General features: G+C 71.3%; 17 protein-coding genes and 1 pseudogene. 12 read left to right on the plus strand and 6 right to left on the minus strand.

Going from position 1 to position 24226, the window contains the following annotated elements; all coding sequences use genetic code 11:
* The first annotated feature begins 85 nt into the window (after positions 1-85).
* Genes fdh through O7620_RS06400 form a run of 4 tightly spaced genes read left to right on the plus strand, consistent with a single transcriptional unit; the run spans position 86 to position 6812 of the window.
* Positions 86-3349 (plus strand): formate dehydrogenase, encoded by a 3264-nt coding sequence (gene fdh / locus O7620_RS06385; RefSeq protein WP_278122279.1) that lies wholly within the window; start codon positions 86-88, stop codon positions 3347-3349.
* A gap of 3 nt (positions 3350-3352) precedes the next feature.
* On the plus strand, positions 3353-4396 hold the full coding sequence (locus tag O7620_RS06390) for a 4Fe-4S dicluster domain-containing protein (protein WP_278122280.1): 1044 nt from the start codon (positions 3353-3355) through the stop codon (positions 4394-4396).
* Positions 4393-5475 (plus strand): NrfD/PsrC family molybdoenzyme membrane anchor subunit, encoded by a 1083-nt coding sequence (gene nrfD / locus O7620_RS06395; protein WP_278122281.1) that lies wholly within the window; start codon positions 4393-4395, stop codon positions 5473-5475. Before O7620_RS06390 ends, nrfD begins: the two co-directional genes overlap by 4 nt.
* A 50-nt stretch (positions 5476-5525) precedes the next feature.
* A complete protein-coding gene (locus O7620_RS06400) occupies positions 5526-6812 on the plus strand; it encodes an OFA family MFS transporter (protein WP_278122282.1) in 1287 nt (428 codons plus the stop codon).
* A 10-nt stretch (positions 6813-6822) separates the two neighbouring features.
* Here O7620_RS06400 and O7620_RS06405 read toward each other — a convergent pair whose 3' ends face one another.
* Positions 6823-7398 (minus strand): winged helix-turn-helix domain-containing protein, encoded by a 576-nt coding sequence (locus O7620_RS06405; protein WP_278122283.1) that lies wholly within the window; start codon positions 7396-7398, stop codon positions 6823-6825.
* A 236-nt stretch (positions 7399-7634) separates the two neighbouring features.
* Between O7620_RS06405 and O7620_RS06410 the strand changes: the two genes are divergently transcribed.
* On the plus strand, positions 7635-12008 hold the full coding sequence (locus O7620_RS06410; protein ID WP_278122284.1) for a S8 family serine peptidase: 4374 nt from the start codon (positions 7635-7637) through the stop codon (positions 12006-12008).
* A 69-nt stretch (positions 12009-12077) separates the two neighbouring features.
* Here O7620_RS06410 and O7620_RS06415 read toward each other — a convergent pair whose 3' ends face one another.
* Positions 12078-12584, minus strand: a complete 507-nt coding sequence (locus O7620_RS06415; RefSeq protein WP_278122285.1) for a winged helix-turn-helix domain-containing protein — start codon at positions 12582-12584, stop codon at positions 12078-12080.
* Between the two features lie 295 nt (positions 12585-12879).
* On the opposite strand from O7620_RS06415, the gene O7620_RS06420 reads away from it, so the two are divergent.
* Genes O7620_RS06420 through O7620_RS06435 form a run of 4 tightly spaced genes read left to right on the plus strand, consistent with a single transcriptional unit; the run spans position 12880 to position 16535 of the window.
* Positions 12880-13833, plus strand: coding sequence for a phosphatase PAP2 family protein (locus tag O7620_RS06420; RefSeq protein WP_278122286.1), 954 nt, complete (start codon positions 12880-12882; stop codon positions 13831-13833).
* 28 nt (positions 13834-13861) lie between these two features.
* Entirely contained in the window at positions 13862-14551 is a 690-nt protein-coding gene (locus tag O7620_RS06425) for a response regulator transcription factor (protein WP_151493195.1), read from the plus strand.
* Positions 14548-15996: a HAMP domain-containing sensor histidine kinase gene (locus tag O7620_RS06430; protein WP_151493194.1), complete on the plus strand. Its 1449-nt coding sequence runs from the start codon at positions 14548-14550 to the stop codon at positions 15994-15996. The genes O7620_RS06425 and O7620_RS06430 overlap by 4 nt, the downstream gene beginning before the upstream one ends.
* Positions 15993-16535 (plus strand): hypothetical protein, encoded by a 543-nt coding sequence (locus tag O7620_RS06435; protein WP_278122287.1) that lies wholly within the window; start codon positions 15993-15995, stop codon positions 16533-16535. The genes O7620_RS06430 and O7620_RS06435 overlap by 4 nt, the downstream gene beginning before the upstream one ends.
* A gap of 19 nt (positions 16536-16554) precedes the next feature.
* On the opposite strand, the gene O7620_RS06440 is transcribed toward O7620_RS06435, so the two are convergent.
* Genes O7620_RS06440 through O7620_RS06450 form a run of 3 tightly spaced genes read right to left on the minus strand, consistent with a single transcriptional unit; the run spans position 16555 to position 19876 of the window.
* Positions 16555-17598, minus strand: a complete 1044-nt coding sequence (locus O7620_RS06440) for a D-alanine--D-alanine ligase family protein (RefSeq protein WP_278122288.1) — start codon at positions 17596-17598, stop codon at positions 16555-16557.
* Complete coding sequence (alr, locus tag O7620_RS06445) at positions 17595-18737, minus strand: alanine racemase (RefSeq protein ID WP_278122289.1); 1143 nt, start codon at positions 18735-18737, stop codon at positions 17595-17597. Before alr ends, O7620_RS06440 begins: the two co-directional genes overlap by 4 nt.
* Positions 18734-19876 (minus strand): acyltransferase, encoded by a 1143-nt coding sequence (locus O7620_RS06450; RefSeq protein WP_278122290.1) that lies wholly within the window; start codon positions 19874-19876, stop codon positions 18734-18736. The genes alr and O7620_RS06450 overlap by 4 nt, the downstream gene beginning before the upstream one ends.
* A 133-nt stretch (positions 19877-20009) precedes the next feature.
* Here O7620_RS06450 and O7620_RS06455 point away from each other — a divergent pair, with 133 nt between their 5' ends.
* The 3 genes and pseudogenes from O7620_RS06455 to O7620_RS06465 all read left to right on the plus strand — a co-directional run bounded on the left by O7620_RS06455 (position 20010) and on the right by O7620_RS06465 (position 21752).
* Positions 20010-20885, plus strand: a complete 876-nt coding sequence (locus O7620_RS06455; protein WP_151490388.1) for an LLM class F420-dependent oxidoreductase — start codon at positions 20010-20012, stop codon at positions 20883-20885.
* A gap of 146 nt (positions 20886-21031) precedes the next feature.
* Positions 21032-21288, plus strand: a pseudogene (locus O7620_RS06460) (serine/threonine protein kinase); the annotation flags it as partial.
* A gap of 5 nt (positions 21289-21293) precedes the next feature.
* Positions 21294-21752, plus strand: coding sequence for a ricin-type beta-trefoil lectin domain protein (locus tag O7620_RS06465; protein WP_278122291.1), 459 nt, complete (start codon positions 21294-21296; stop codon positions 21750-21752).
* A gap of 199 nt (positions 21753-21951) precedes the next feature.
* On the opposite strand, the gene O7620_RS06470 is transcribed toward O7620_RS06465, so the two are convergent.
* The gene (locus O7620_RS06470) at positions 21952-24213 is read right to left on the minus strand and encodes a catalase (protein WP_278122292.1); all 2262 of its coding nucleotides are present in this window, start codon (positions 24211-24213) and stop codon (positions 21952-21954) included.
* Positions 24214-24226 lie beyond the last annotated feature (13 nt).

Raw genomic sequence — 24226 nt, forward strand, 5'->3', positions numbered from 1 at the left:
CCCCGCCGTTCCACTGCGCCCGATCCGACAGCTCGACTAATGTCAGGCTGTTCGCATTAGTCGGATTAGTCGGGAAGGTGCGGCTATGGGGGTGCGGAGCTGGATCGAGGGTTGGCCGGTCTACCGGCAGCTCACCGGCACCGACCCGCTGGGCCGGGGCGTGGCGGCCAAGTCCGCTGGCTCCCGGGCGCTGAGCGCGCGCACCGAGACGGCCGATTCGGTGGCCCGGTCCGTCTGTCCGTACTGCGCGGTGGGCTGTGGCCAGCGGGTGTACGTGAAGGACGGGCAGGTCAGTCAGATCGAGGGTGATCCGGACAGCCCGATCTCGCGGGGTCGGCTGTGTCCGAAGGGTTCGGCGAGCAAGAGTCTGGTGACCAGTCCGCTGCGGCAGACGACGGTCCGCTACCGCCGACCGTACGGCACCGAGTGGGAGGACCTCGACCTCGACACGGCGCTGAACATGATCGCCGACCGTGTCCTGGCCGCCCGGGACGAGACCTGGGAGGACGTCGACGACGAGGGCCGGCCGCTCAACCGGACGCTGGGGATCGCCAGCCTGGGTGGGGCGACGCTGGACAACGAGGAGAACTACCTCATCAAGAAGTTGTTCACCGCGACGGGGGCGTTGCAGATCGAGAACCAGGCCCGTATTTGACACTCCGCCACCGTCCCCGGTCTGGGGACCAGCTTCGGTCGCGGCGGCGCCACCCAGTTCCAGCAGGACCTGTCAAACTCCGACATGATCGTCATTCAGGGTTCGAACATGGCCGAGGCGCATCCGGTGGGTTTCCAGTGGGTGATGGAGGCCAAGCGGCGGGGTGCGAAGGTCTTCCACGTGGACCCGCGGTTCACCCGGACCAGCGCTCTGGCCGACGCGTACCTGCCGATCCGGGCGGGCACCGACATCGCCCTGCTCGGCGGCGTGATCCGCTACATCCTGGACAACGACCTCGACTTCCGGGAGTACGTGGTCGCCTACACCAACGCCGCGACGATCGTGACCGAGGAGTACGCGGACACCGAGGACCTGCACGGGCTGTTCTCCGGCTTCAACAACGACAACGCCTCCTACGACCAGGCCAGCTGGCGGTACGAGGGCCACCCGCAGGACGCGACGACCCGCGACAGCGAGACCCAGCGGGAGACCGCGGCCGGGCTGGAGCACGAGTCGCACGGCGCACCGGTCGGCGGTGAGACCGAGCGCGACGAGACGTTGCAGCATCCGCGCTGCGTCTACCAGATCCTCAAGCGGCACTACGCCCGCTACACCCCGGAGATGGTGGAGCGGGTCTGCGGGATCCCGCAGGAGAAGTTCCTCGAACTGGCGCAGGCCTGGGCGGCGAACTCCGGCCGGGAGCGGACCAGCATGCTCGTCTACTCGGTGGGGTGGACGCAGCACAGCGTGGGTGTGCAGTACATCCGCGCGGGCGCGATCATCCAACTGCTGCTGGGCAACGTGGGGCGGCCCGGCGGCGGCGTCATGGCGCTGCGCGGGCACGCCAGCATCCAGGGCTCCACGGACATCCCGACGCTGTTCAACCTGCTGCCCGGTTACCTGCCGATGCCACACCACGCGGACCACCCGAGTTTCGACGAGTGGGTGGACAGCATCCGGCACCCCGGGCAGAAGGGCTTCTGGGGCAACGCGCGCACCTATGGCGTCAACCTGCTCAAGGCGTACTGGGGTGACGCCGCGACCGCCGACAACGACTACTGCTACGGCTACATGCCGCGGATGACCGGTGACCACGGCACCTACCAGCAGGTGCTCAACATGATCGACGGCAAGATCAAGGGCTATTTCCTGTTGGGGCAGAACCCCGCGGTGGGCTCGGCGCACGGTCGGGCGCAGCGGCTGGGCATGGCGAACCTGGACTGGCTGGTCGTCCGGGACCTGTTCATGATCGAGAGTGCGACGTTCTGGCAGAACGGCCCGGAGGTCGCCACCGGCGAGATCGTCCCGCAGGAGTGCCGCACCGAGGTGTTCTTCCTGCCCGCCGCGTCCCACGTGGAAAAGGAAGGGACGTTCACGCAGACGCAGCGGTTGTTGCAGTGGCGGGAGAAGGCCGTCGACGCCCCGGGCGACGCCCGCTCCGAGCTGTGGTTCTTCTACCACCTGGGCCGCGTCATCCGGGAACGGCTGGCGTCGTCGACCCGGGTCCGCGATCGCGCGCTGCTCGACCTGAACTGGAACTACCCCACGCACGGTCCGCACGCGGAGCCGAGCGCCGAGGCGGTCCTGCGCGAGATCAACGGGTACGACGTGGCGACCGGCCGCCCGCTGTCGTCGTTCACCGAGATGAAGGACGACGGCTCGACCGTCGGCGGTTGCTGGATCTACACCGGGGTGTACGCCGACGGCGTCAACCAGGCGGCCCGCCGCAAACCCGGCGCGGAGCAGTCACTGGTGGCACCGGAGTGGGGCTGGGCCTGGCCGGCGAACCGCCGCATCCTCTACAACCGGGCGTCCGCCGACCCGGACGGCAACCCGTGGGGTGAGCGCAAACGCTACGTCTGGTGGGACGCGGAGAAGCAGGAGTGGACCGGCTACGACGTGCCGGACTTCGAGAAGAACAAGCCGCCGTCCTACCGGCCGGCCCGGGACGCCTCGGGAGTGGCGGGCATCGCCGGCGACGACCCGTTCATCCTTCAGGGCGACGGCAAGGGCTGGCTGTACGCGCCGACCGGCGTGCTCGACGGCCCGCTGCCGTCGCACTACGAACCGGTCGAGTCGCCGGTGCGCAACCCGCTCTACCAGCAGCAGGCCAACCCGACCCGCAAGGTCTACACCCATCCGATCAACACGCTCAACCCGAGCCCGCCGGAGCCGTACAGCGAGGTGTTCCCGTACGTGTTCACGGTCAGCCGGCTCACCGAGCACCACACCGCCGGCGGGATGAGCCGTACCGTGTCGCCCCTCGCTGAGCTGCAACCCGAGATGTTCGTCGAGGTGTCACCGGAGCTGGCGGTCGAACGCGGGCTCACCCACCTGGGCTGGGCGCACCTGGTCACCGCCCGCGCGGCCATCGAGGCGAAGGTGCTGGTGACGGATCGGCTCACCCCGCTGCGCGTCGACGACCGGATCATCCACCAGGTGTGGTTGCCGTACCACTTCGGTTTCGAGGGTCTGGTGACCGGCGACTCGGCCAACGACCTGTTCGGCATCAGCCTCGACCCGAACGTGCTCATCCAGGAGAGCAAGGTCGGCACCTGCGACATCCGATCCGGCCGACGCCCGAGAGGCCCGCAGCTGCTGGACCTCGTCGTCGACTACCGGCGGCGGTCCGGCGACCTCAACCCGCACTATCCGCCGCAGGTCACGACCGACGGCCCCGACCAGGAGGTCTGACCGATGCCCCACGCCAATGCCCTGTACGGGCCGCTGGATCCGGCGCCGGACGCCGGTTACGAGGACGCGCCGCCGCGGATGGGGTTCTTCACCGACACGAGTGTGTGTATCGGGTGTAAGGCGTGTGAGGTGGCGTGCAAGGAGTGGAACGGTGTCCCGCAGAGCGGGCTCGACCTGCTCGGCATGTCGTACGACAACACGGGCGCGTTGACCGCGAACTCGTGGCGGCACGTCGCGTTCATCGAGCAGCCCCGCCCGGTCGGCTGGGCCACGCCCGCCTTCGAGGGCAACCCGGACGGGCCGGCGGTCAGCCCGGCGACGGCGGCGGTGGGGGCGCGGACCAGCGCCGACACCGGAACGGAACCGGGCCTGCCGCCCGGCTCGCCGGTCGCGGCGGCGCGCATGTCGGCCGGGCCGGATTTCCTCGGGATGCCGGGGACGCAGCCGCCGGGCCGGGGAAGCGGTGCGCAGGGCCGGACGGATTTCCGCTGGCTGATGGCGTCGGATGTGTGTAAGCACTGCACGCACGCGGCGTGTCTGGATGTGTGTCCGACGGGGTCGTTGTTCCGGACGGAGTTCGGGACGGTGGTGGTGCAGGAGGACATCTGTAATGGGTGTGGGTACTGCGTGTCGGCGTGTCCGTACGGGGTGATCGATCAGCGTAGGGGTGATGGTCGGGCGTGGAAGTGCACGCTGTGTTACGACCGGTTGGGTGCGGGGATGACGCCGGCGTGTGCGCAGGCGTGTCCGACGGAGTCGATCCAGTACGGGCCGGTGCGGGAGTTGCGGGAGCGGGCGGCGGCGCGGGTGGAGGTGTTGCACGAGCGGGGGGTGCCGGAGGCGCGGTTGTACGGGCATGATCCGGACGACGGTGTGGGTGGTGACGGGGCGTTCTTCCTGCTGCTCGACGAGCCCGAGGTGTACGGGTTGCCACCCGACCCGGTCGTGACCACCCGCGACCTGCCGAAGATGTGGAAACACGCCGGCCTCGCCGCGCTGGCCATCACGGCCGCCACGGTGTTCGGATTCCTCGGCGGCCGGCCATGACCGACTCGCCGTCGAACGAGCCGGTCGGCGCCCGGTTCCGCGACTTCCAGGCCCAGCTCGACCAACCGGACGGGCAGCGTCACCGCAAGCGCGGTCGGGGTCGTGGTGACGGCGGTGAGCAGCTCACCGTGCCGCCGGCCGACTTCACCTCCTACTACGGCCGGCCCATTCTCAAGGCGCCGGTCTGGAAGCACGACATTGCCGGTTACCTGTTCACCGGCGGCCTCGCCGCCGGCGGCGCGATGATCGGGGCGGGCGCCCAACTCACCGGACGGCCCCGGCTACGCCAGGTGGGGCGGTGGACGGCCCTGGGCGGCATCGCCGCCAGCGCGTACCTGCTGGTGCACGACCTCGGACGGCCCGACCGGTTCCACCACATGCTGCGGGTCGTCAAGCTGACCTCGCCGATGTCGATGGGCACCTGGATCCTCACCGCGTTCGGCCCGGCCGCCGGTGTGGCCGCGATCGCCGAGATCGCGCCGCGGCTGCCCGAGCACGGTGTGTTCGGCCTCGCCCGGCGGCTGGCACCGACCGTCGGTGACGTCGCCGGCCTGGCCGCGGCGGCCACCGCCCCGGCGCTGGCCACGTACACCGGGGTGCTGCTCGCCGACACCGCCGTGCCGGCCTGGCACGACGCGTACCCCTTCCTGCCGTTCGTCTTCGGCGGCAGCGGGCTCGCCGCCGCCGCCGGGGTCGGCCTCATCGCGGCACCCGCCGCGGATACCGCGCCGCTGCGGCGGCTCACCGTCGCCGCCGCGACCATCAAGTTCGTCGGCGGTCACCGGATGGGGCGGTCGAGCCTGACCGGTGAGCCCTACCGGCGGGGTCGCAGCGGCCGCCTGGTCCGGGCCGGAAACGTGCTGCTCGGAGTGGGCACCGTCGGCGCGCTGCTCAGCCGACGCAGCCGGGTCCTGGCGGTGCTGTCCGGCGCGGCCCTGGTGGCGTCGTCCGTCGCCACCCGGTTCGGCATCTTCGACGCCGGCACGGTGTCGGCGCGCGACCCGAAGTACACCGTCGTGCCGCAACGGGAGCGGCGCGACAGCAGGCAGGGCCGGTCGCCGGCCGAGAAGGGGACGTAGCTCGACCAGCAGGGGCCAGCCAATGAGCCGACAGACGGGGGACTCAGCTCATGGCACACACCGCAACTGATCCGGGACGGTCCACACCGACGCGGGGTCGATGGGGTCTCGTCGTCGCCGCAGTGCTCGTCCAGCTCGCGCTCGGCGCGGTGTACGCGTGGAGCGTGTTCAACACACCGTTGCAGCAGGAGTTCGGCTGGGCCAAGTGGCAGGCGGTGCTGCCGTTCGAGGTGGCGATCGGCACGATCTTCATCGGCAGCCTGGTCGGTGGCCGCATCCAGGACCGGCGCGGACCACGACCGGTCGCGTTGGGCGGCGGCGTGCTCTACGCCGTCGGCAACATGCTGGCGTCGCTCACGTCGTCCGGGGACGACCTGTGGCTGCTGGTGCTCACCTACGGTGTGCTCGGTGGGATCGGCCTCGGCGCCGCCTACATCACGCCGATCGCGATGCTCGCCAAGTGGTTCCCCGACCGGCGCGGCCTGATCACCGGCATCGCCGTCGCCGGGTTCGGCTTCGGCGCCGTGATCGTCGCGCCGGTCGCGAAGCGGCTGCTCAACGGCACCGACGACCCCACCAGCGTGTTCTTTCCGCTGGGCGTCGCGTACCTGATCGCGGTCCTGCTCGGGGCGTCGTTCTTCCGCAACCCGCCGGCGGGGTACCAGGTGCCGGGGTTCACCCCGAAGACCGCCGGCCGGGCCCTCGCCGGCACCCGGGTCTACACGCTGCGCGAGGCGCTGCGCACCCGGCAGTGGTACCTGCTCACCGGCATCCTCGCCGTCAACGTCGCGTGTGGCATCGCGCTGATCTCCCAGGCGTCCGACGCCACCCAGGTCATCACCGGGGCGAGCGCGGCGACCGCGGCCACCCTGGTCGGCGTCCTCGGCCTGTTCAACGGGGCCGGGCGGGTGGTCTGGGCGTGGCTGTCCGATCGCACCGGGCGGATGCCGGCGTTCCTCGGGATGCTGCTGCTCCAGGCGATCTGCTTCGTCATCCTGCCGCACGCCGCGTCGCTGGCGCTCTTCGCGGTCCTCGCCGCCCTGGTCTACCTCGCCTACGGCGGCGGCTTCGGCACGATGCCCGCCACCGCGGCCGACTACTTCGGCACCCCGAACGGCGGTGCCATCTACGGCGCGATGATCGTCGCCTGGAGCATCGGCGGCGTGGTCGGCCCGCTGGTCACGTCGCTGCTGTACGAGGCGAGCGGCAAGAGCTACACGCTGCCGTTCACGGTCATCGCGGTCGTCGCCCTGATCGCCCTGATCCTGCCGCCGATCACCCGGATGCCGTCCGAGCCGGGGGCGTCCCCGGCACCGGGCGGTGGCACCGGCCGCTGAACCGCGTGCGTCAGGCCCGTTCGACGCGGGCCTGCTGGTGGTCGGTCAACCGCAGCCCGACGCCCCGGACGGCGTCGATGGTGGCGCCGGTGCCGAGATCGTGCAGCTTGCGGCGCAGCCGCTTGACCAGTGACTGGACGTCCGCCTTGCGCTCGCGCCCCTCGTCGTGCCAGACCGAGCGGTGCAGCTCGGCGTAGCTCCACACCCGTACCGGCTCGGTCGTCAGGCAGGTCAGCAGGTCGTGCTCCAGTCGGGTCAGGGCGACCTCGCGTGTCCCGCAGCGTGCGGTCGACCGGGCCGAGTCGATCACCAGCGTGGCGACGGGAACCGGCTCGGTCGCCGCCTCGGGTGGCGGCGGTGCCGCGATCAGCCGGCGCAGCTCGTCGAGGTCCGCCACCAGCAGCAGCGGCGCGATGCCGTCGAGGCGCTCGGCGAGCCGGATGCGCTCGGCCGGCGACGGGGTCACCGCGATCAGCAGGGGGAACGGCTCGTCGGCCGAATCAGCACCGTCCACCGTCGCTTCGTCGTCCTCGGCCACAGCACCGCCCGGGATCGATGGGCATCCCTGCCCGACTCTCGTCGTCATGGTCTTGACAATGATTGGCAAGCGCGCCGCCAGCCTGGCAACCGTTAGCGACAAGTTGCTCACGGCAAGTTCTTGATCGTCCTTTCTTCTCGATCATAGTGTCCATTCGGGCAACCGGCGTGACCCGCGCGGTGCATGGGGAGGTCCACCATGGCCCATCTTCACCCTGGGTCGTTCTGAGGGAGGCAGCACCGATGTTCAGACGTCCACAATGGAGACGCACAGCCAGATCAGTGGTGAGCGCCGGCGCGGCGATGATCCTCGCCGCCACATGTCTGGCCAGCATCGGCTCGGGCGCGCAGGCCGCGCCCAGCGGGATGGGGGCGGGCACCGCTGCGGGGGACAAGATCCGACCGGAACTCGCCAAGCAGCTCCAGGCCAAGAGCGAAGGGGACTTCTGGATCCGGTTCAAGGACCGCGCCGACCTGAGCAAGGCCAGCGCCATCAAGGACTGGACCAAGCGCGGCAGCGCGGTCGCGGACGCGCTGCGCAAGACCGCCGCCGAGAGCCAGGGCAAGATCCGTGCCGAACTGGACGGCTCCGGTGCGAAATACCAGACCTTCTGGGCCACCAACGCCATCAAGGTGAACAGCGGCTCGTTGGCGATGGCGCAGAAGTTCGCCGCCCACGCCGAGGTGGAGGGCCTGTACGCCCCGGTCGCCTACCAACTGCCCGAGCTGACCAAGGGCACCGACGAGAAGACCGTGAACGCCCTCGAGTGGGGCGTCGCCAACATCAACGCCGACGACGTCTGGTCCCAGTACGGCGCCACCGGCGAGGGCATCACCATCGCGAGCATCGACAGCGGTGTGCAGTACGACCACCCGGCCCTGGTGAACTCCTACCGCGGCAACAACGGCGACGGCACGTTCGACCACAACTACAACTGGTTCGACGCCGCCGGAACGTGTCCTGCCGCCCCCTGTGACAACGATGGACACGGCACGCACACCATGGGCACCATGGCCGGCTCGGACGGCGGTGCGAACCAGATCGGTGTCGCGCCCGGCGTCACATGGATCTCGGCGAACGGCTGCTGCCCCACCGATGCCGCTCTGATCGAATCCGGCCAGTGGATGCTTGAGCCGACCGACCTGAACGGCCAGAACCCGGACGCCAGCAAGCGGCCGAACATCATCAACAACTCGTGGGGCTCGCTGAATCCGTCCAACGAGCCCTTCATGGAGGATGTGACACTGGCGTGGGCCGCGTCGGGCATCTTCGGTGTCTGGGCCAACGGCAACAGCGGGCCGGCCTGCCAGACCAGCGGTTCGCCGGGCAGCCTGGTCAGCAACTACTCGGCCGGCGCGTACGACATCAACAACACCATCGCCGGCTTCTCCGGCCGGGGTAGCGGGCAGAACGGCGAGATCAAGCCCAACATCTCGGCACCGGGCGTGAACGTCCGGTCGAGCATCCCGGGCAACTCGTACGCCACCGCCAGTGGCACCTCGATGGCCGCACCGCACCTCGCGGGCGCGATCGCGCTGCTGTACTCGGCGGCCCCGTCGCTGGTCGGTGACGTCAACGCGACGCGTGCCCTGCTCAACGGCACCGCGATCGACAAGGCCGACGACCAGTGCGGCGGCACCGCGGCGGACAACAACGTCTACGGCGAAGGCCGGCTGGACGCCCTGGCGCTGCTCAACGCCGCACCCACTATTGACCTCGGCACCCTGGCCGGCACGGTCACCGACGCGGCCACCGGCGCACCGATCGCCGGTGCGACGCTGACGCTCACCGGCCCGACCCCGCGGGAGATCACCACCGGGGCGGACGGGACGTTCTCGACCCGACTGCCCACCGGTGACTACCAGGTCGCCGTGACGGCCTTCGGGTACTCCGCCACGACGAAGACGGCCACCGTCACCGACGGTGCGACCACGACCCTCGCCATCGCGCTAACGCCCGTGCCGAGCGTCAACGTCACCGGCGCGGTCACCGACGGTTCCGGGCACGGATGGCCGCTGTACGCGAAGGTCACCGTGACGGGCGTCTCGGGCGTGTACGACTACACCACTCCGTCGAACGGCCGCTACAGCATCAAGCTGCCGGCCGGGCAGACGTACACCCTGACGTACGAGTCGCAGTATCCCGGCTACCAGACCGTCACCAAGCAGGTCGTGGTCGGCACGGGCAACGTCACCGCCAACGTCGCCGTGCCGGTGGACACCACCAGCTGCACGACCGCCCCCGGGTACACCGACGGGTCCGACGGTGAGTACGAGACCTTCGACGCCACGACCACACCGGCCGGCTGGACGGTGGTGGACAACGCGGGCAGCGGCCAGGTCTGGAAGTTCACCGACGACGGCGACCGGGGCAACCTGACCGGCGGCAGCGGCAACTTCGCGATGATCGACAGTGACGCGTACGGTGCGGGCACCAACCAGGACACCTCGCTGGTCAGCCCCGTGGTCGACCTGACCGCCGTCACGGCACCGGTCATCCGGTTCAACCAGGACTTCAACCAGCTGGACGAGGACACCGCCGACGTCGACCTGAGCATCGACGGTGGCGCCACCTGGACGAACGTGCTGCGCCAGGAGACGGACGTGCGGGGGCCGAAGGTCACCGAGATCCCGATCCCGCAGGCCGCCGGCAAGGCGCAGGTCCAGGTCCGCTTCCACTACTACGACGCCTCGTACGAGTGGTGGTGGGAGGTCGACAACGTCCTCATCGGCAGCCAGGTCACCTGCGTACCGGTCGACGGCGGGCTGGTGGTCGGCAACGTCCGCGACAAGAACGACAACAGCTACATCAACGGCGCGACCGTCACCAGCAAGGATCGGCCCGCCGAGAAGGCCGTCACCGTGGCGACCCCGGACGACCCGGGCCTGGCCGACGGCTTCTACTGGATCTACTCCACGCTGACCGGTACGCACCCGTTCACCGCGACCGCCGGCACCTACGTCAGCCAGACCAAGCAGGTCGACGTCGAGGCCGACTGGGCGACCGTCGCGAACTTCGTGCTCGCGGCAGGTCGGTTGTCGGTGACGCCGACGCAGCTCAGCGCGACGGTCCAGATGCCCACCGGCAAGGCCACCAGGACGTTCACGGTGACCAACACCGGCGGCGCACCGGTCGAGGTCGAGTTCAGTGAGCGGGACAACGGGTTCGAACTCCTGCGGGCGGACGGATCCAGAGTGACCCGGCAGCAGGTGCTCGGGTCCGGCGGCGCGCCGGAGCAGCGGCTCGCCGTTGCGACGTCGTTCGCCGCCAAGGCGTCCGGTAAGACGGCCACGGCGGCCGCCGCCGGTGTCGGCCCGCAGGCCGCGCCGTGGACCGACATCACCGACTACCCGTCGAACATCATGGACAACCGGGTGGTCAGCCTGGACGGCAAGGTGTACTCGATCGGCGGTGGCGACGGCAACGCCTCCACCACGAAGAACTACGCCTACGACCCGGCCGCCCAGACCTGGACGGCGATCGCCGATCTTCCGGGCGCCCGCAACGCCCTGACGGTGGGCATCGTGGACGGGAAGATCATCGCGACCGGCGGTTGGGCCGACGCCGGCCCCGACTCGGCCACCTGGTCGTACGACCCGGGGGCGAACACCTGGACGGAGCTGGCCGACAACCCGGCACCTCGGGCCGCGGCCGGGCAGGCCGTCGTCGACGGCAAGTTGTACGCCGTCGGTGGCTGCACCACCTCGGGCTGCCTGCCGATGTCCAACAGCGTCGTCCGGTACGACCCGGGCAGTGACACCTGGGAGACGCTGGCCAACTACCCGAAGTCGGTGGCCTTCGCCTCCTGCGGCGGGATCGACGGCATCGTCTACTGCACCGGCGGCAACGACGGCGCCACCTCGCAGAAGTCCAGCTACGCCTACGACCCGGGTGCCAACACCTGGACCGCGATCGCGGACGCGCCGGCCGACAACTGGGCCAGCTCGTACGCCGTCGCCAGCGGCAAGCTCCTCGTCGTCGGTGGTTCGCAGGGTGGCGCCATCAGCAACGCCGGCTTCGCCTTCGACCCGGCCGCCGGCTCGTGGTCCACCCTGCCCAACGCCAACACGGCGCGCTACCGCGGTGGTGCGGCGTGCGGCTTCTACAAGATCGGCGGCTCGTCCGGCAACTTCAACGCGGCGCCGGACAGCGAGGTGCTGCCGGGCTTCGAGGGCTGCGCCGAGGCGGCGGCCGACGTCAGCTGGATGACGATCGACAAGTCGGAGGTCACCCTCGCTCCGGGCGCGAAGGTCACGGTCACCGTCGGGATGACGGCGAACGTCGACCAGCCGGGCGTCTACTCCGGCGCGGTCGCGATCAAGGAGAACACGCCGTACACGGTGGCGCCGGTCGAGGTCACCATGACGGCGAACCCTCCGAAGACCTGGGGCAAGCTCATGGGTACGGTCACCGGCACCAGCTGTCAGGGTGCGACCGCGCCGCTCGCCGGCGCGGTGGTCCAGGTCGACTCGTGGGCGATGTCGTGGACCTTCGCCACCGACGCCCAGGGCAGGTACGCCTACTGGGTGGACCGTCGCAACAACCCGCTCACGATGATCGTCGCCAAGGACGGCTGGAAGCCCCAGACCCGTCAGACGAGGATCGACACCACCACGCCCACGGTGGAGAACTTCGGGTTGGCGCCCATCCGGTGCTGACACCTGAGCGGTAGCACACCGATCCGGCCCGCCTGGTCGTCGACCGGGCGGGCCGGACCGTGTCCGCGCTCAGGCGGGAGCGAGCCGGAAGCCGACGCCGCGCACGGCGTGGATCGTCGCGGCCGCGTTCACCCGGGCGAGCTTGCGGCGTACGCGCCGGACCACCGAGTGCATGTCGGAGCCGCGACCGAGGTGCCGGTTGCCCCAGACCTCGAGGTGCAGCCGCTCGTAGGTCCACACCTGCCCGGGCGCGTGGACCAGGCAGAGCAGGACGTCGTGCTCCAGCCGGGTCAGGTCGATCTCCTGGTCGCGCCACCGCACCACCCGGCGGTCGGAGTCGATGGTCAGGTCGGCTGGTGGCGGCTGCGGCCCCGGCGTCGCCTCGACGAGGACCGCCGGGGTCGGGGGAGGCGCGACGGGAGGCATCCCGGCCACCCCGAGGAACTCCCGTGCCTGGTCGACGGTCGAGACGATCAGGAAGGCGTCGCTCCCGCCGAGCAGGTGCGCCAACTGTCGGCGTTCGGCCGGCGAGGACGCGATGCCGATGACCAGGGAGGCGACCGGAATTCCGCGCATTTCCCCCAACCCCTTCCGGTTCCCCAACGTGCTCCGGATGGTTTTTTTGCATCGTCGATCGATTTATTGGTCGATCAGCGTCTTGACCTTAGTGGTGGCGCGTCTCGGCTGGGTTAAACATAGTTGCATGCAAGCATGTGAATGGTTGCCTCGGGAAACGCCGGAGTCGTTAGAGCCGACTTGGTCGGTTTTGCCCGGCGTGCCGCCCGAGGTTTCCGCGGGCGCGCGGAAACTGTGACAGAACGAAGACAATCCGCGGACGGCGCCCGGACCTGCCGGGTCGAGCATGACCACCATGTCCATCGGATCGTCGTACTCCATCGGGCGGTCGACACCCGGCCCGCCGCGACCGCTGCCCGCCACCCACGCGGTCCTGGCCCCCAGCCTGCGGCTGCTCGGCGCCGGCGTCGGAGCCCTGCTCGCCCTCGGCCTCACCGGCGCGCTGTTCGTCCGGACGTACCCCGGTCAGTGGCTGGACGGGCTGCTCCTGCCCCGCGCCGAGCGCGGCGGGGGGTACGCGCAGCAGAGCACCCTGCTCGGTCCGGCCCGCAGCGTGCTGGCCGCGTTCGGTGACCCGGCGCTGCTGGCGGCGCTGCTCGGCGCGGTGCTGCTGCTGGGTCTCCTCGGGCGACGACTGGTGGCCGCGCTCGTGGGCGTGGGCATGGTCCTCGGTGCGGTGGTGGTCGCCGGGGCGGTCAAGTCGGCGCTGTCACGCCCGGATCTCCAGGTCGAGAGTTCGAGCATCCACAACAGCTTTCCGAGTGGTCACGTGGCGGTGGCGACGACCCTGCTGCTGTCGTTCATGCTGGTCCTGCCCGCCCGTGCGCGCCGCTGGCTGGCACTGCCGGGTACGGCGGGGGTCACGGTGGTCGCGGCCGCCACCATGCTCGCGGGCTGGCACCGGTTCAGCGACGCGCTCGGCGGCGTGCTGCTGGGGGTGGCGCTGTTCTGCCTGGCTGCGGCCGGGTTGGCCGGACGGCCCGGTGCCGCCGGGCCGAGGGCTCCGGACGCCGTCCGCACGGCCGGCGGTGCGGCCTGGCGTGGTCTCGCCGAGGCGGCGATCGGCCTGGTCGGGCTGGGGTGGGTGCTCCTGGTGGTGCTGCCCGGGCTGAGTGCCGCGGTGCCCCGCGGGGCGCTGGTCGCCATCCTGGCGGTGGCCGGGTCGACGATGCTGGCCGTGGGGTTGGTGGTGTGGCTGGTGCGGTCGGTGGACTTCACCCAGCCGCCGGATCGATCGATGAAAGGCTAAACACATTCATGATGCGATACTTGGTGACATGTCCCAGGTCCTGCTGATCGAAGATCACCAGACGGTGCGCGACGGACTGCAGCTGGCGCTGACGCGACAGGGGCACACGGTGGAGGCCGTGGCCACCGGCGAGCTGGGGCTGGAGCGGCTGCGCGCGGGCTCGTCCGACGTCGTGGTGCTCGACCTGATGCTGCCCGGGATGGACGGGTTCGAGGTCTGCCGTCGGATTCGCCAGCTGGGCGACCTGCCGATCATCATGCTGACCGCCCGCAACGACGACATGGACGTGGTCGCGGGCCTGGAGGCGGGGGCCGACGACTACGTGGTCAAGCCGGTGCAGGCTCGCGTGCTCGAGGCGCGTATCCGCGCGGTGCTGCGCCGCAGCGCGTCGCGGCGCGCCACCGCCGAGCGTTCCGGCCTGGAACAGTACGGGGCCCTGAGCATCGACCGGGCCGCGCTGGTGGTCAGCAAGGGCGGGACGCCGGTCGGCCTCGCCCCCACGGAGTTGCGCCTGCTGCTCGAACTCTCGCACACGCCGGGTCAGGTGCTGAGCCGGCAGCAGTTGCTGGAGGCCGTGTGGGAGCACGGATACCTCGGCGATTCGCGGCTCGTGGACGCCTGCGTCCAGCGGCTTCGCGCCAAGATCGAGGACGACTCGTCCGCGCCGGTGTTCATCCAGACCGTGCGCGGCTTCGGGTACCGGTTCGGGCCGCTGTGACACCGTGGCGCTGGGCCGTCGGCCTCCGGGTCCGGCTGCTGCTGGCCTTCGCCCTGCTGGGGGTCACCACCACGGCGGTCGTGGCCAGCGGCAGCTACTTCCAGGCCCGGACCGTCATCCTGCAGCAGGCGCAGGACGCCGCGGTGCTGTCGCTGACCGACCAGCTCGCCAAGGTCTACCCGCTGCGCCAGCTCCCGCCCACCCAGGACGACCTCGACACCTTGGCCGAGCGCCTCTCCGACCGGGAGGGGTACGCGGTGGTCCGCTACCGGGACATGCAGGCGCAGGGCAGCGAGGCACCCGACCTGCTCACCCCGGAGCTGCGCCAAGCGGTCGGTGACGGCTCGATCGCCTGGCAACGCGTCTCGTTCGACGGACAACCCGTGCTGCTCATCGGCACCCAGTTGGGGCTCGAGCGCAGCAACGGCTCGTCCGTGCCGTCCGGGCTGGAGGTCTACTCGGTGCACAGCCTGGCCTCCGAGCAGCGGAGCATCGACCGGCTCGCCACGCTGGCCTGGCTGACCGGCGGGCTCTCCCTGGTCCTCGCGGTCCTGCTGGCCCTGCTGGCCGCCCGGGGCGTGCTGCGCCCGATACGCGACCTGGGCCGGGCGGCGCGCCGGCTCGGCGAGGGTGATCTGACCACCCGGCTGTCGGTCCGGGGCGCCGACGAGCTGGCCGACGTGGCCCGGACCTTCAACGACACCGCGGCGACCCTGGAGCGCCAGGTCGGTGAACTGCGCCGGATGGAGGCCGACGCGCGGCGCTTCGTGGCCGACGTGTCACACGAACTCCGCACGCCGCTGGCCGCGATGACGGCGGTCACCGACGTGCTGGACGAGGAGGCCGACCGGCTGCCCGGGGACGCCGGCCGGGCCGCGCGGCTCGTCAGCCAGGAGACGCAGAGCCTCACCCACCTGGTCAACGACCTCATCGAGGTCAGCAGGTTCGACTCGGGCACGGCGCGGCTCGCCCTCGACGACGTCGACGTTGCCGCGGCGGTGACCGCGACCCTGCGGCTGCGGGGCTGGGTCGGCCGGGTCCGGACCGACCTGCCGCCGGGCATCGCCGCCCGGCTGGACCCCCGTCGGCTGGACGTGATCGTCGCGAACCTGGTGGCCAACGCATTCCGGCACGGCGCCGAGCCGGTGTCCCTGCGCCTGCGCGCGGACGAGGGCTGGCTCACCGTCGAGGTCAGCGACGAGGGGCCCGGACTGGACCGGGAGGTGCTGCCGCACGTCTTCGACCGCTTCTACAAGGCGGACACCGCGCGGACCCGATCCGAGGGCAGCGGCCTCGGCCTCGCCATCGCGTGGGAGAACGCACGCCTGCACCGCAACGCCCGGCAGCGGGGGAGTCTCGTGGCCGGCAACGGCACGCGCGGTGGCGCGGTGTTCACGCTCCGGCTGCCCCGGGTCGCGGCGGCCGGCGAGGAGGGAGCCCGATGACCCGCCGTCGCGTGCTGACCCGGACCCTGCTCGCCGGCGGGCTCCTGCTCACGCTGCTCGTGGCGGGCTGCGGCGTCCGGCCCAGTGCGATCATCACGGGCCGTCCCGCGCAGAGCGGCGCGTCCCAGGGCGCCCGGCTCTACCTGCTCTGGCACGGGCGGCTCGCGCCGGTCGTCCGCGGGCTCAAGGTGGACCCTCCGCCCGACGTGGCGCTGGCCATCCTCACGGCCGGTCCGGACGAGCAGGAACGCGGCCACGGGTTCACCTCCGAGGTGCCGGCCGGACTCTTTCCGGACCCTCCGGCGCAGGTGCCACCCGGCCCCGAGGGGGCCTCGTCAGCAGTGGTGACGGGCGGACGGGACGGCCTCACGGTCACGGTGACGGGCGCCGCGCTCGCGCTGTCGGCGAACGCGGCCGACCAGATCATCTGCACGGTGGCCGACGCCGCGGCGCAGTCCGGACCCGCGCAGTCCTTCACCCCGGTCACCATCGTCGGGCCGGACGGCGCCCGCCCGGCCCGGCCCTGCCCCGTCACCTGACCGGCCCGGCCCTGCCCCGTCACCTGACCGCGACGGCCCCGCCCACCGGGTCCACCGCGCGGGCCGACCGAGGCAGTGAGCCGGAGCGGGCCTGGCCCTGATCCGCCAGCGCACCGGCGATCAGGATGTCCAGCAGCGCGGCGAACCCGATTCCAGCCTGCTGCCAGATCTGCGGAAACTGCGACGCGGCCGTGAACCCGGGGAAGGTGTTCACCTCGTTCACGATCGGCTCACGGGAGCCGTGCTCGGGCAGGAAGAAGTCGACGCGCAGCAGCCCACGACAGTCGAGGGCGTGGAAGGCACGGATCGCCCGGTCCTGGAGCACCTCGGTCGTCGCCGCGTCGAGCGGGGCGGGAATCTGGAAGACCGCCCCGCCGTCGTACTTCGCGTCGTAGTCGAAGAAGCCGGCGCCGGTCACCCGGATCTCCAGCGGTGGGCCGGCCTGGACCCGACCGTCCGGGTACTGGAGGACGGCCACGTCGATCTCCCGTCCCCGCGCACCCTGCTCGACGAGCACCTTCGGGTCGACCTGGCGGGCCTGCTCCAGCGCGGCGGTGATTCCCGCCCAGTCGTCCACCTTGACGACGCCCAGGCTGGACCCGGCCCGCGCCGGCTTGACGAAGACCGGCAGTTGCAGCCGTCGCCGGTCGGCCGGCGCCAGATCCTCGCCGGGGCGCAGGGTCACGCCGGGGCTGACCCGCAGGCCCTCCACGGCGAGCAGCCGCTTGGTGACACCCTTGTCCATGCCGGCGGCGCTGGCGAAGACGCCGTTGCCGACGTACGGCACGCCGAGCCACTCCAGCAGCGACGCCACGGTGCCGTCCTCGCCGTACGGGCCGTGCAGGGCCGGGAAGACCACGTCCTGGGTGCGCAGCACACGCAGCGCCTGGGGGAGTGCGGTCGGACGGCCGTCGAGGTACCAACCGCCGTCGCGGCCGATGAGCACCTCGGTGACCTGGTACCTGTCGCGGTCCAGAGCGGCGAGGATGCTCGCTGCCGACTGGCGGGAGACCTCGTGCTCGCCGCTCTGCCCGCCGTACAGCACTGCCAGTCGGGTCGTCATGACGTCCGTGTCCTTTCGTGGAGGTGGTCGCGGGCCACCCGGGCCCCGATACCGGTCAAGATCTCGTGCGGGTTGGTGTCGGCCCAGCGGGCCCACTCGCCGACCGTCGGAGGGTTCTGGTCGCCCTCGGCGGGGCCGAACACCACGACCGGGTCGCCGATCGCCACGGGGAGGTCCCCGACGTCGACCACGCACTGGTCCATGGCGATACGCCCGACCACCGGGCACCGGCGGCCGCCGAGCCACACCGAGGCGCGACCCCCGCTGGCCCGGGGCACCCCGTCGGCGTACCCGAGCGGGAGCAGGGCCAGCGTGGTCGGCGCGTCGGTCACGTGCTCGGGCCCGTAGGAGACGCCGGTGCCGGCCGGTACCCGCTTTACGTTGACCACGCTCGTCCGCAGGGTCATGGCGGCGCGCAGGCCGAACCCGCCCGGGCCGGTCGCGCCGAACGGGTCCACGCCGTAGAGCGCGATCCCGATCCGGCAGAGGTCGAACCGGGTCCGTGGTGCGGACAGCGCGGCCGCCGAGTTGGCGAGGTGGACCAGGTCGGGGTCGAGGCCGGCGCGGCGGGCCACCCGCAGCGCCTCCTCGAAGGCCACCACCTGCCGGTCCACGGCGGGCGCGCCCGGCAGGTCCGCGTCGGCGAGGTGGGACCACACACCCCGCACCCGGATCCCGCCCTCCCGCTCGTACTTGCCGGCCCAGCCGACCAACTCGGTCCAGTCGTCCCCGGCGGCCCCGTTGCGGGACAACCCGGTGTCCGCCTTGAGCTGCACCACCGCCGGTACGCCGAGCAGGCGGGCGGCGTCGGCGATCGCGTGCAGGTGCGTCGTCGTGGACACGCCGACGTCGACGCCGGCGTTGATCAAGGCGCCGAAGTCGTCGGTCGGGCGGTGCAGCCAACTCAGCGTGGGCGCGTTCACGCCCGCGTCGCGCAGGGCCAACGCCTCGGCCGTCGAGGTCACCCCCAGCCAGCGGGCGCCGGCCCGCAGCGCCGCGTGGGCCACCTGCACCGCGCCGTGGCCGAACCCGTCGGCCTTCACCACGGCCATCAGGTCGGTGCCGGTGACCGACGCGATCGTCCGCACGTTGCCGGCGATGGCCCCGAGGTCGACCGTCGCCTCGGCCAGCGTGCTCATCCGGCCGCTCCCGCCCGGCGGGCGTGGGGCAGCGCGAACAGCCAGCGTGCGCGCACCGCCAGCAGCGCGCGGTGGATGCCCAGGCTCAGCCCGATCACCAGCCCGGTCAGCAGGATCGGGTAACCGAGGACGAGCAGGTCCTGGGCGGGCCGTTCCAGCCCGGAGACCGGTACGACCAGCACCTGGTGCAGCAGGGCCAGGACCGGCATGTGGATGACGTAGATCGGCAGGGTGATCCGGCCGAGCCGGGCCAGGGGGCTGCCGAGGGCCGGCCGCCGGGCCAGCCGGGCCGCGGCGGTGATGCCGAAGGTGACCGCCACCACGGAGACCACCGGCCAGACGCCGAGCCACTGCTGGGCGCCGAGCACCGCCATCGTGGTGAGCGCGAGAACGAAGCCGCTCGAGGTCAGCAGGAGACGGCGTCGGCTGGCGGTGTCCGCCCACCGGTGCACCTGCGGTCGCAGGTACAGGCCGGCGAGGAAGAAGACCAGGTTCTGGTAGACGCCGGCGCGGTTGCCCGGCGTGCCGAGCAGGCCGGCGGCGGCGACCGCGGACAGCGCCGCGGCGGGCACGAGGACCAGCGTCCGGGGCACCCGGAGGGTCGCCTTGGCGATCGTGAAGTACAGCGCCAGGGCGTACAGGTACCAGAGGTTGGACGGGGTGACAGTCAACTGCTCCAGCAGGCCGGCGGGCGAGGTGGCGCGGTCGGTCGGCAGACCCGGGGCGGCGGCGAGGATCGCGGTGTGGATCAGCAGCCAGACGATGTACAGGTAGAGGAACCCGGCGATGCGGCTGCGGGCGACGACCCGCCACGGCCGCTGGGCGGCGTTCGCCGCGAAGACGCCGGAGATGGTGAAGAACAGCGGCATCCGCAGCGGCAGGAACTGCTCGCCGAGCGTTCCCCACAGGCCCGGCACCGGCACGCCGACGTGCCAGTCGATCTGCAGGTAGTCCTTGACGACGACGTGCCACCCGACGACGAGGATGATGCAGACGCCCTTCGCGGCGTCGGCCCACTCCGCCCGGTGCGACCGACCCGCGGCGGCATCGGCGGTCCCGCTCGGATGCCGGTGGCCGGGCCGGACGCGCGGCGCGACGGCGGCGGGCCGGGGTGCGGTGGGAGACAGCTGTCGGGTCACGCAGCCGAAGGTGCCAGCCGGATATCCGCGCGTGATCCACGAATTGTCATGAACCGGTAATGGAGTCGGCCGCCGTGGCGATGCTGATCACCATCCGCGCGGGTCCACTAGGCTCGACCCGGAGGTGCCGAACATGAAGCTCGGGTTGCACTACTGGAACTACTCCGTCCCGGCGCAGCCGGCGGCGATCGCACCGACCCTGGCGGAGACCGCCACCATCGCCGAGCAGGCCGGCGTCGCGTCGTTCACGGTGATGGACCACTTCTTCCAGATGGATGCGGTGTTCGCGGCCGAGGAGCCGATGCTGGAGGCGTACACCACGCTGGGCTACGTGGCCGCGAGGACGCAGCGGATGACGCTGGGTGTGCTGGTCACCGGCGTGATGTACCGGTATCCGGGGTTGCTCGCCAAGACCGTGACGACCCTCGACGTGCTGTCCGGCGGCCGGGCCCGCCTCGGTATCGGCGCATCCTGGTACGAGCGGGAGCAGCTCGGGCTGGGCGTGCCCGTGGTGCCGGTGGCCGAGCGGTTCGAGCGGCTGGAGGAGACGCTGCGCATCTGCCGGCAGATGTGGAGTGACGACGACGGTCCGTTCAACGGACGGCACTACCAGCTCGCCGAGACCATCAACTCGCCGCAGCCGCTGAGCCGCCCGCACCCGCCCATCATGATCGGGGGTGGCGGCGAGAAGAAGACCCTGCTGCTGGTGGCCCGGTACGCCGACGCCTGCAACCTGTTCGGTAGGGACCAGGGCGCCGACGGGGTGGCGCACAAGTTGGACGTGCTGCGCGGGCACTGCGCCGCCGAGGGCCGCGACTACGACAGCATCGAGAAGACGGTGCTGGCCGCCCGGCCGCCACTGGAGGACTTGGACGGGTTCCTCGCCGAGGTGTCCGACTACGCCGCGCTCGGTGTCAGCGAGGTGCAGGTCACGCCGGATCGGGATCCGGTGGAGTTCGCCCAGCGGCTCGGTGCCGAGGTGCTGCCCCGGTTGGCCGACATCGGCTGACACCACCGGGCGCCCGGGCCGTCCATCGTGAACGGCCGGCCAATTCCCGGTGGAATTGCTGGTGCCTACCACCGTTTCCGCCGGCGATGGTGAGGGTCACACAAAGTGTTGCGGTGCCCGCCGGGAATTGTTTCCCGGCGGGCCGGGTGCCGCAGATACCGCTTCTTGTTACCGATCGGTATGAAGTCTTGGAGCTGCTCGGCCAGGGCGGAATGGGTCGGGTGTGGAAAGCCCCGCGACCGAATGCTTCAGCGCGACGTCGCCATCAAGGAAATCGTTCCACCGCCCGGGCTGACCGACGAGGCTCGGCAGGAATTGCGGATCCGCTCGCTTCGGGAGGCGCAAGGTCTTCGACGTGTTGCTGGGCGCCGATGGCGACCCGCAGATCGTGATGGAGTACGTGCGGCGATGCACGCCCGCCAGCGCACCTTCACGACGGCGAAGCGAAAGGGCTACACCATCGTCTGGTCGACGCCCGAGGCCGCCTGGGACGCCGACGCGTTCCAGGACATCACCTCCGGCTTCCGGCCGGCGTCGGCGGCGGGCGGGGTCACCCCGTCCGCCAGGCCCGACCCCAGCGTCTCGCCCACGCCGGGCGCTCCACCCGTGCGGTCCGGCTCGCGGCTCGTCGGGATGGCGAGCAACCGGTGCCTGGACATCACGGCACCGGACTCACCGGACCCCGTCCGGCCGCGACTCTTCGACTGCCGGGACGACCGCGCCCGCAACCAGCTCTGGACGATGCGGCCGGACGGCAGCGTGCAGTTGGGCGGCCGCTGCCTGGACGTGCTCGGTGCGTCCAGCGACGCCGGAGCGGCGATCCAGCTCACCACCTGCAACACGACCCCGCGCAGCGGTTCACCCTGAGCGAGGGTCGGCAACTGGTCAACGCGCACAGCGGACTGTGCCTGGGCACGGTCGGCCAGAGCACCGCGAACGGCGCGCAGCTCGAACAGCGCGGCTGCACCCCCGGCACGTCTCATCTGCGGTGGACGCGGCGCTGACAGCGGGCGAGGGCTGACCTCCACCAGTGGTGGATGTCAGCCCTCGCCAACGGTCGACGGGGTCAGGCCACCGAGGCGGGGAACCGTTCCCACACCCGGTGCGCGGCCATCAGCTTTCGCACCGCCGTCAGGGTCTCGGCGCCGGAATCCGCCGTGACGATGCCGGGCGTGCCGACCACTCCGGCCTGCTCCAGCACGGTGACGCCGCCGCCCCAGGCGCCGATCGCCTTGACGTGGCGCCAGCACTCCTCGACGAGGAGCAGCACGCGCGGATCCACGGTCGACGGGCCCGGGCGGCCCGCCTTGGCGTCCCGGGCCGGCATCGCGTCCGGCGCGGGCGCCGGCGCCCCGGCCAGCAGGAGCGCGTCGAACTCGACCGACCGTCCGGTGGCGAAGGTGCGCTGCACCGGCAGGTCACCGACCATGCCGCCGTGCGGGGCGATCAGCAGCGGCACCATGCCGGCCTCGAACACGGCCCGGCGGACGTCGTCGACCCCGTCCAGGTCACCGTCGGGGTCGACGACGATGCCGACGGTACGGCCGTCGGTGGGCCACTCCTGACCGACCTGCGACAGCGCGGGGCTGGGCGTGACGTCGGCGAGCGGCACGGTCGGCTGCGGCGCGGGCAGACCCAGGCCGGTGGCGACCTGCGCGCACAGCACCGGGTCGATGTTGGCGAGGCTCTCCAGCTGGCGTTCCTTGATCGCCTGGTGGTAACACTTGCCCAGCTCGAAGGTGTAGGCACGGATGATGTGCTCCTGCTCGACCGGCGACATGCTCAGCCAAAACAGGCGGACCTGGCTGTAGTGGTCGTCGAAGGAGGCCGGGTTGGCACGGACCTTGGGCGCCTGCGCCACCGTCACCGGCACGTCGAGGAACGCGTGCTCGGCGTCGCCGGCGGGGAACGGGTTGCCACCGTCGAGCGAGTTCGGCCGGTACGGTGCCACGCCCGCGTGCACGGCCTGCTGGTGGAAGCCGTCGCGCAGCATGTCGTTCACCGCCGCGTGCGGGCGGTTGATCGGGATCTGCGAGAAGTTGGGGCCGCCCAGCCGGGTGAGCTGCGTGTCGACGTACGAGAAGAGCCGGCCCTGCAGCAGCGGGTCGTTCGTGACGTCGATGCCCGGCGGCAGGTGGCCCAGGTGGAAGGCGACCTGTTCGGTCTCGGCGAAGAAGTTCGTCGGCGTGCGGTTGAGGACGAGCCGTCCGATCGGCTGGACCTCCGCCAACTCCTCCGGCACGATCTTCGTCGGGTCCAGCAGGTCGATGCCGGCGAAGGTCTCCTCGGGGGTGTCGGGGAAGACCTGGATGCCCAGCTCCCACTCCGGGAACGCGCCGGCCTCGATCGCGTCGTAGAGGTCGCGTCGGTGGAAGTCCGGGTCCATGCCGCTGAGCATCTGCGCCTCCTCCCAGGTCAGGGAGTGCACGCCGAGCTTCGGCTTCCAGTGGAACTTGGCCAGCACCGTCTCCCCGGCCTCGTTGACGAGGCGGAAGGTGTGCACGCCGAAGCCCTCCATCGTCCGGTACGAGCGCGGGATGCCCCGGTCGGACATGTTCCAGATGGTGTGGTGCTGCGCCTCGGTGTGCAGGGAGACGAAGTCCCAGAAGGTGTCGTGGGCGCTCTGCGCCTGGGGGATCTCGCGGTCGGGGTGCGGCTTGCCGGCGTGGATGATGTCGGGGAACTTGATCGCATCCTGGATGAAGAAGACCGGCATGTTGTTGCCGACCAGGTCGAAGGTGCCCTCGTCGGTGTAGAACTTCGTCGCGAAGCCACGGGTGTCGCGGACCGTGTCGGCCGACCCGCGCGAGCCGAGGACGGTGGAGAACCGTACGAAGACCTCCGTCTCCCGGCCCTTCTTCAGGAAGCCGGCCCGGGTGACCGCCTCGGCGGTGCCGTAGGCGGTGAACACGCCGTGCGCGCCGGCGCCGCGCGCGTGCACCACGCGCTCCGGAATGCGCTCGTGGTCGAAGTGCGTGATCTTCTCGCGCAGGTGGTGGTCCTGGAGCAGGACCGGGCCGCGGGGTCCGGCCTTGAGCGAGTGGTCGGTGTCGCGCAGTCGCGCCCCGTTGGCGGTGGTCAGGTAGGCGCCCTGCTGGCCGTTCGCGGTCGCTGGCGCGCCGGTCTCGGCACCGGTGGGCGTACGGGTCTGCGGTGCGCCCTGTTCCGGCTTGGGCGGCAGCGGGTCGTGCGGGGTCGTCGGCTCCTCGATCGTCGGGGGCGCGCTGCCGGGCGCGCCCGGGACGTCCGGCGTGAGGGCATCGGCGATCTTGTCTGAGGCTGTCTTCACGGCGTTCTTGACCGCCTCGGCGGGCTTGCTGGAATCCACTGGACGTACCCCT

This window comes from Micromonospora sp. WMMD710 (assembly GCF_029626045.1).
Lineage (GTDB): Bacteria > Actinomycetota > Actinomycetes > Mycobacteriales > Micromonosporaceae > Micromonospora.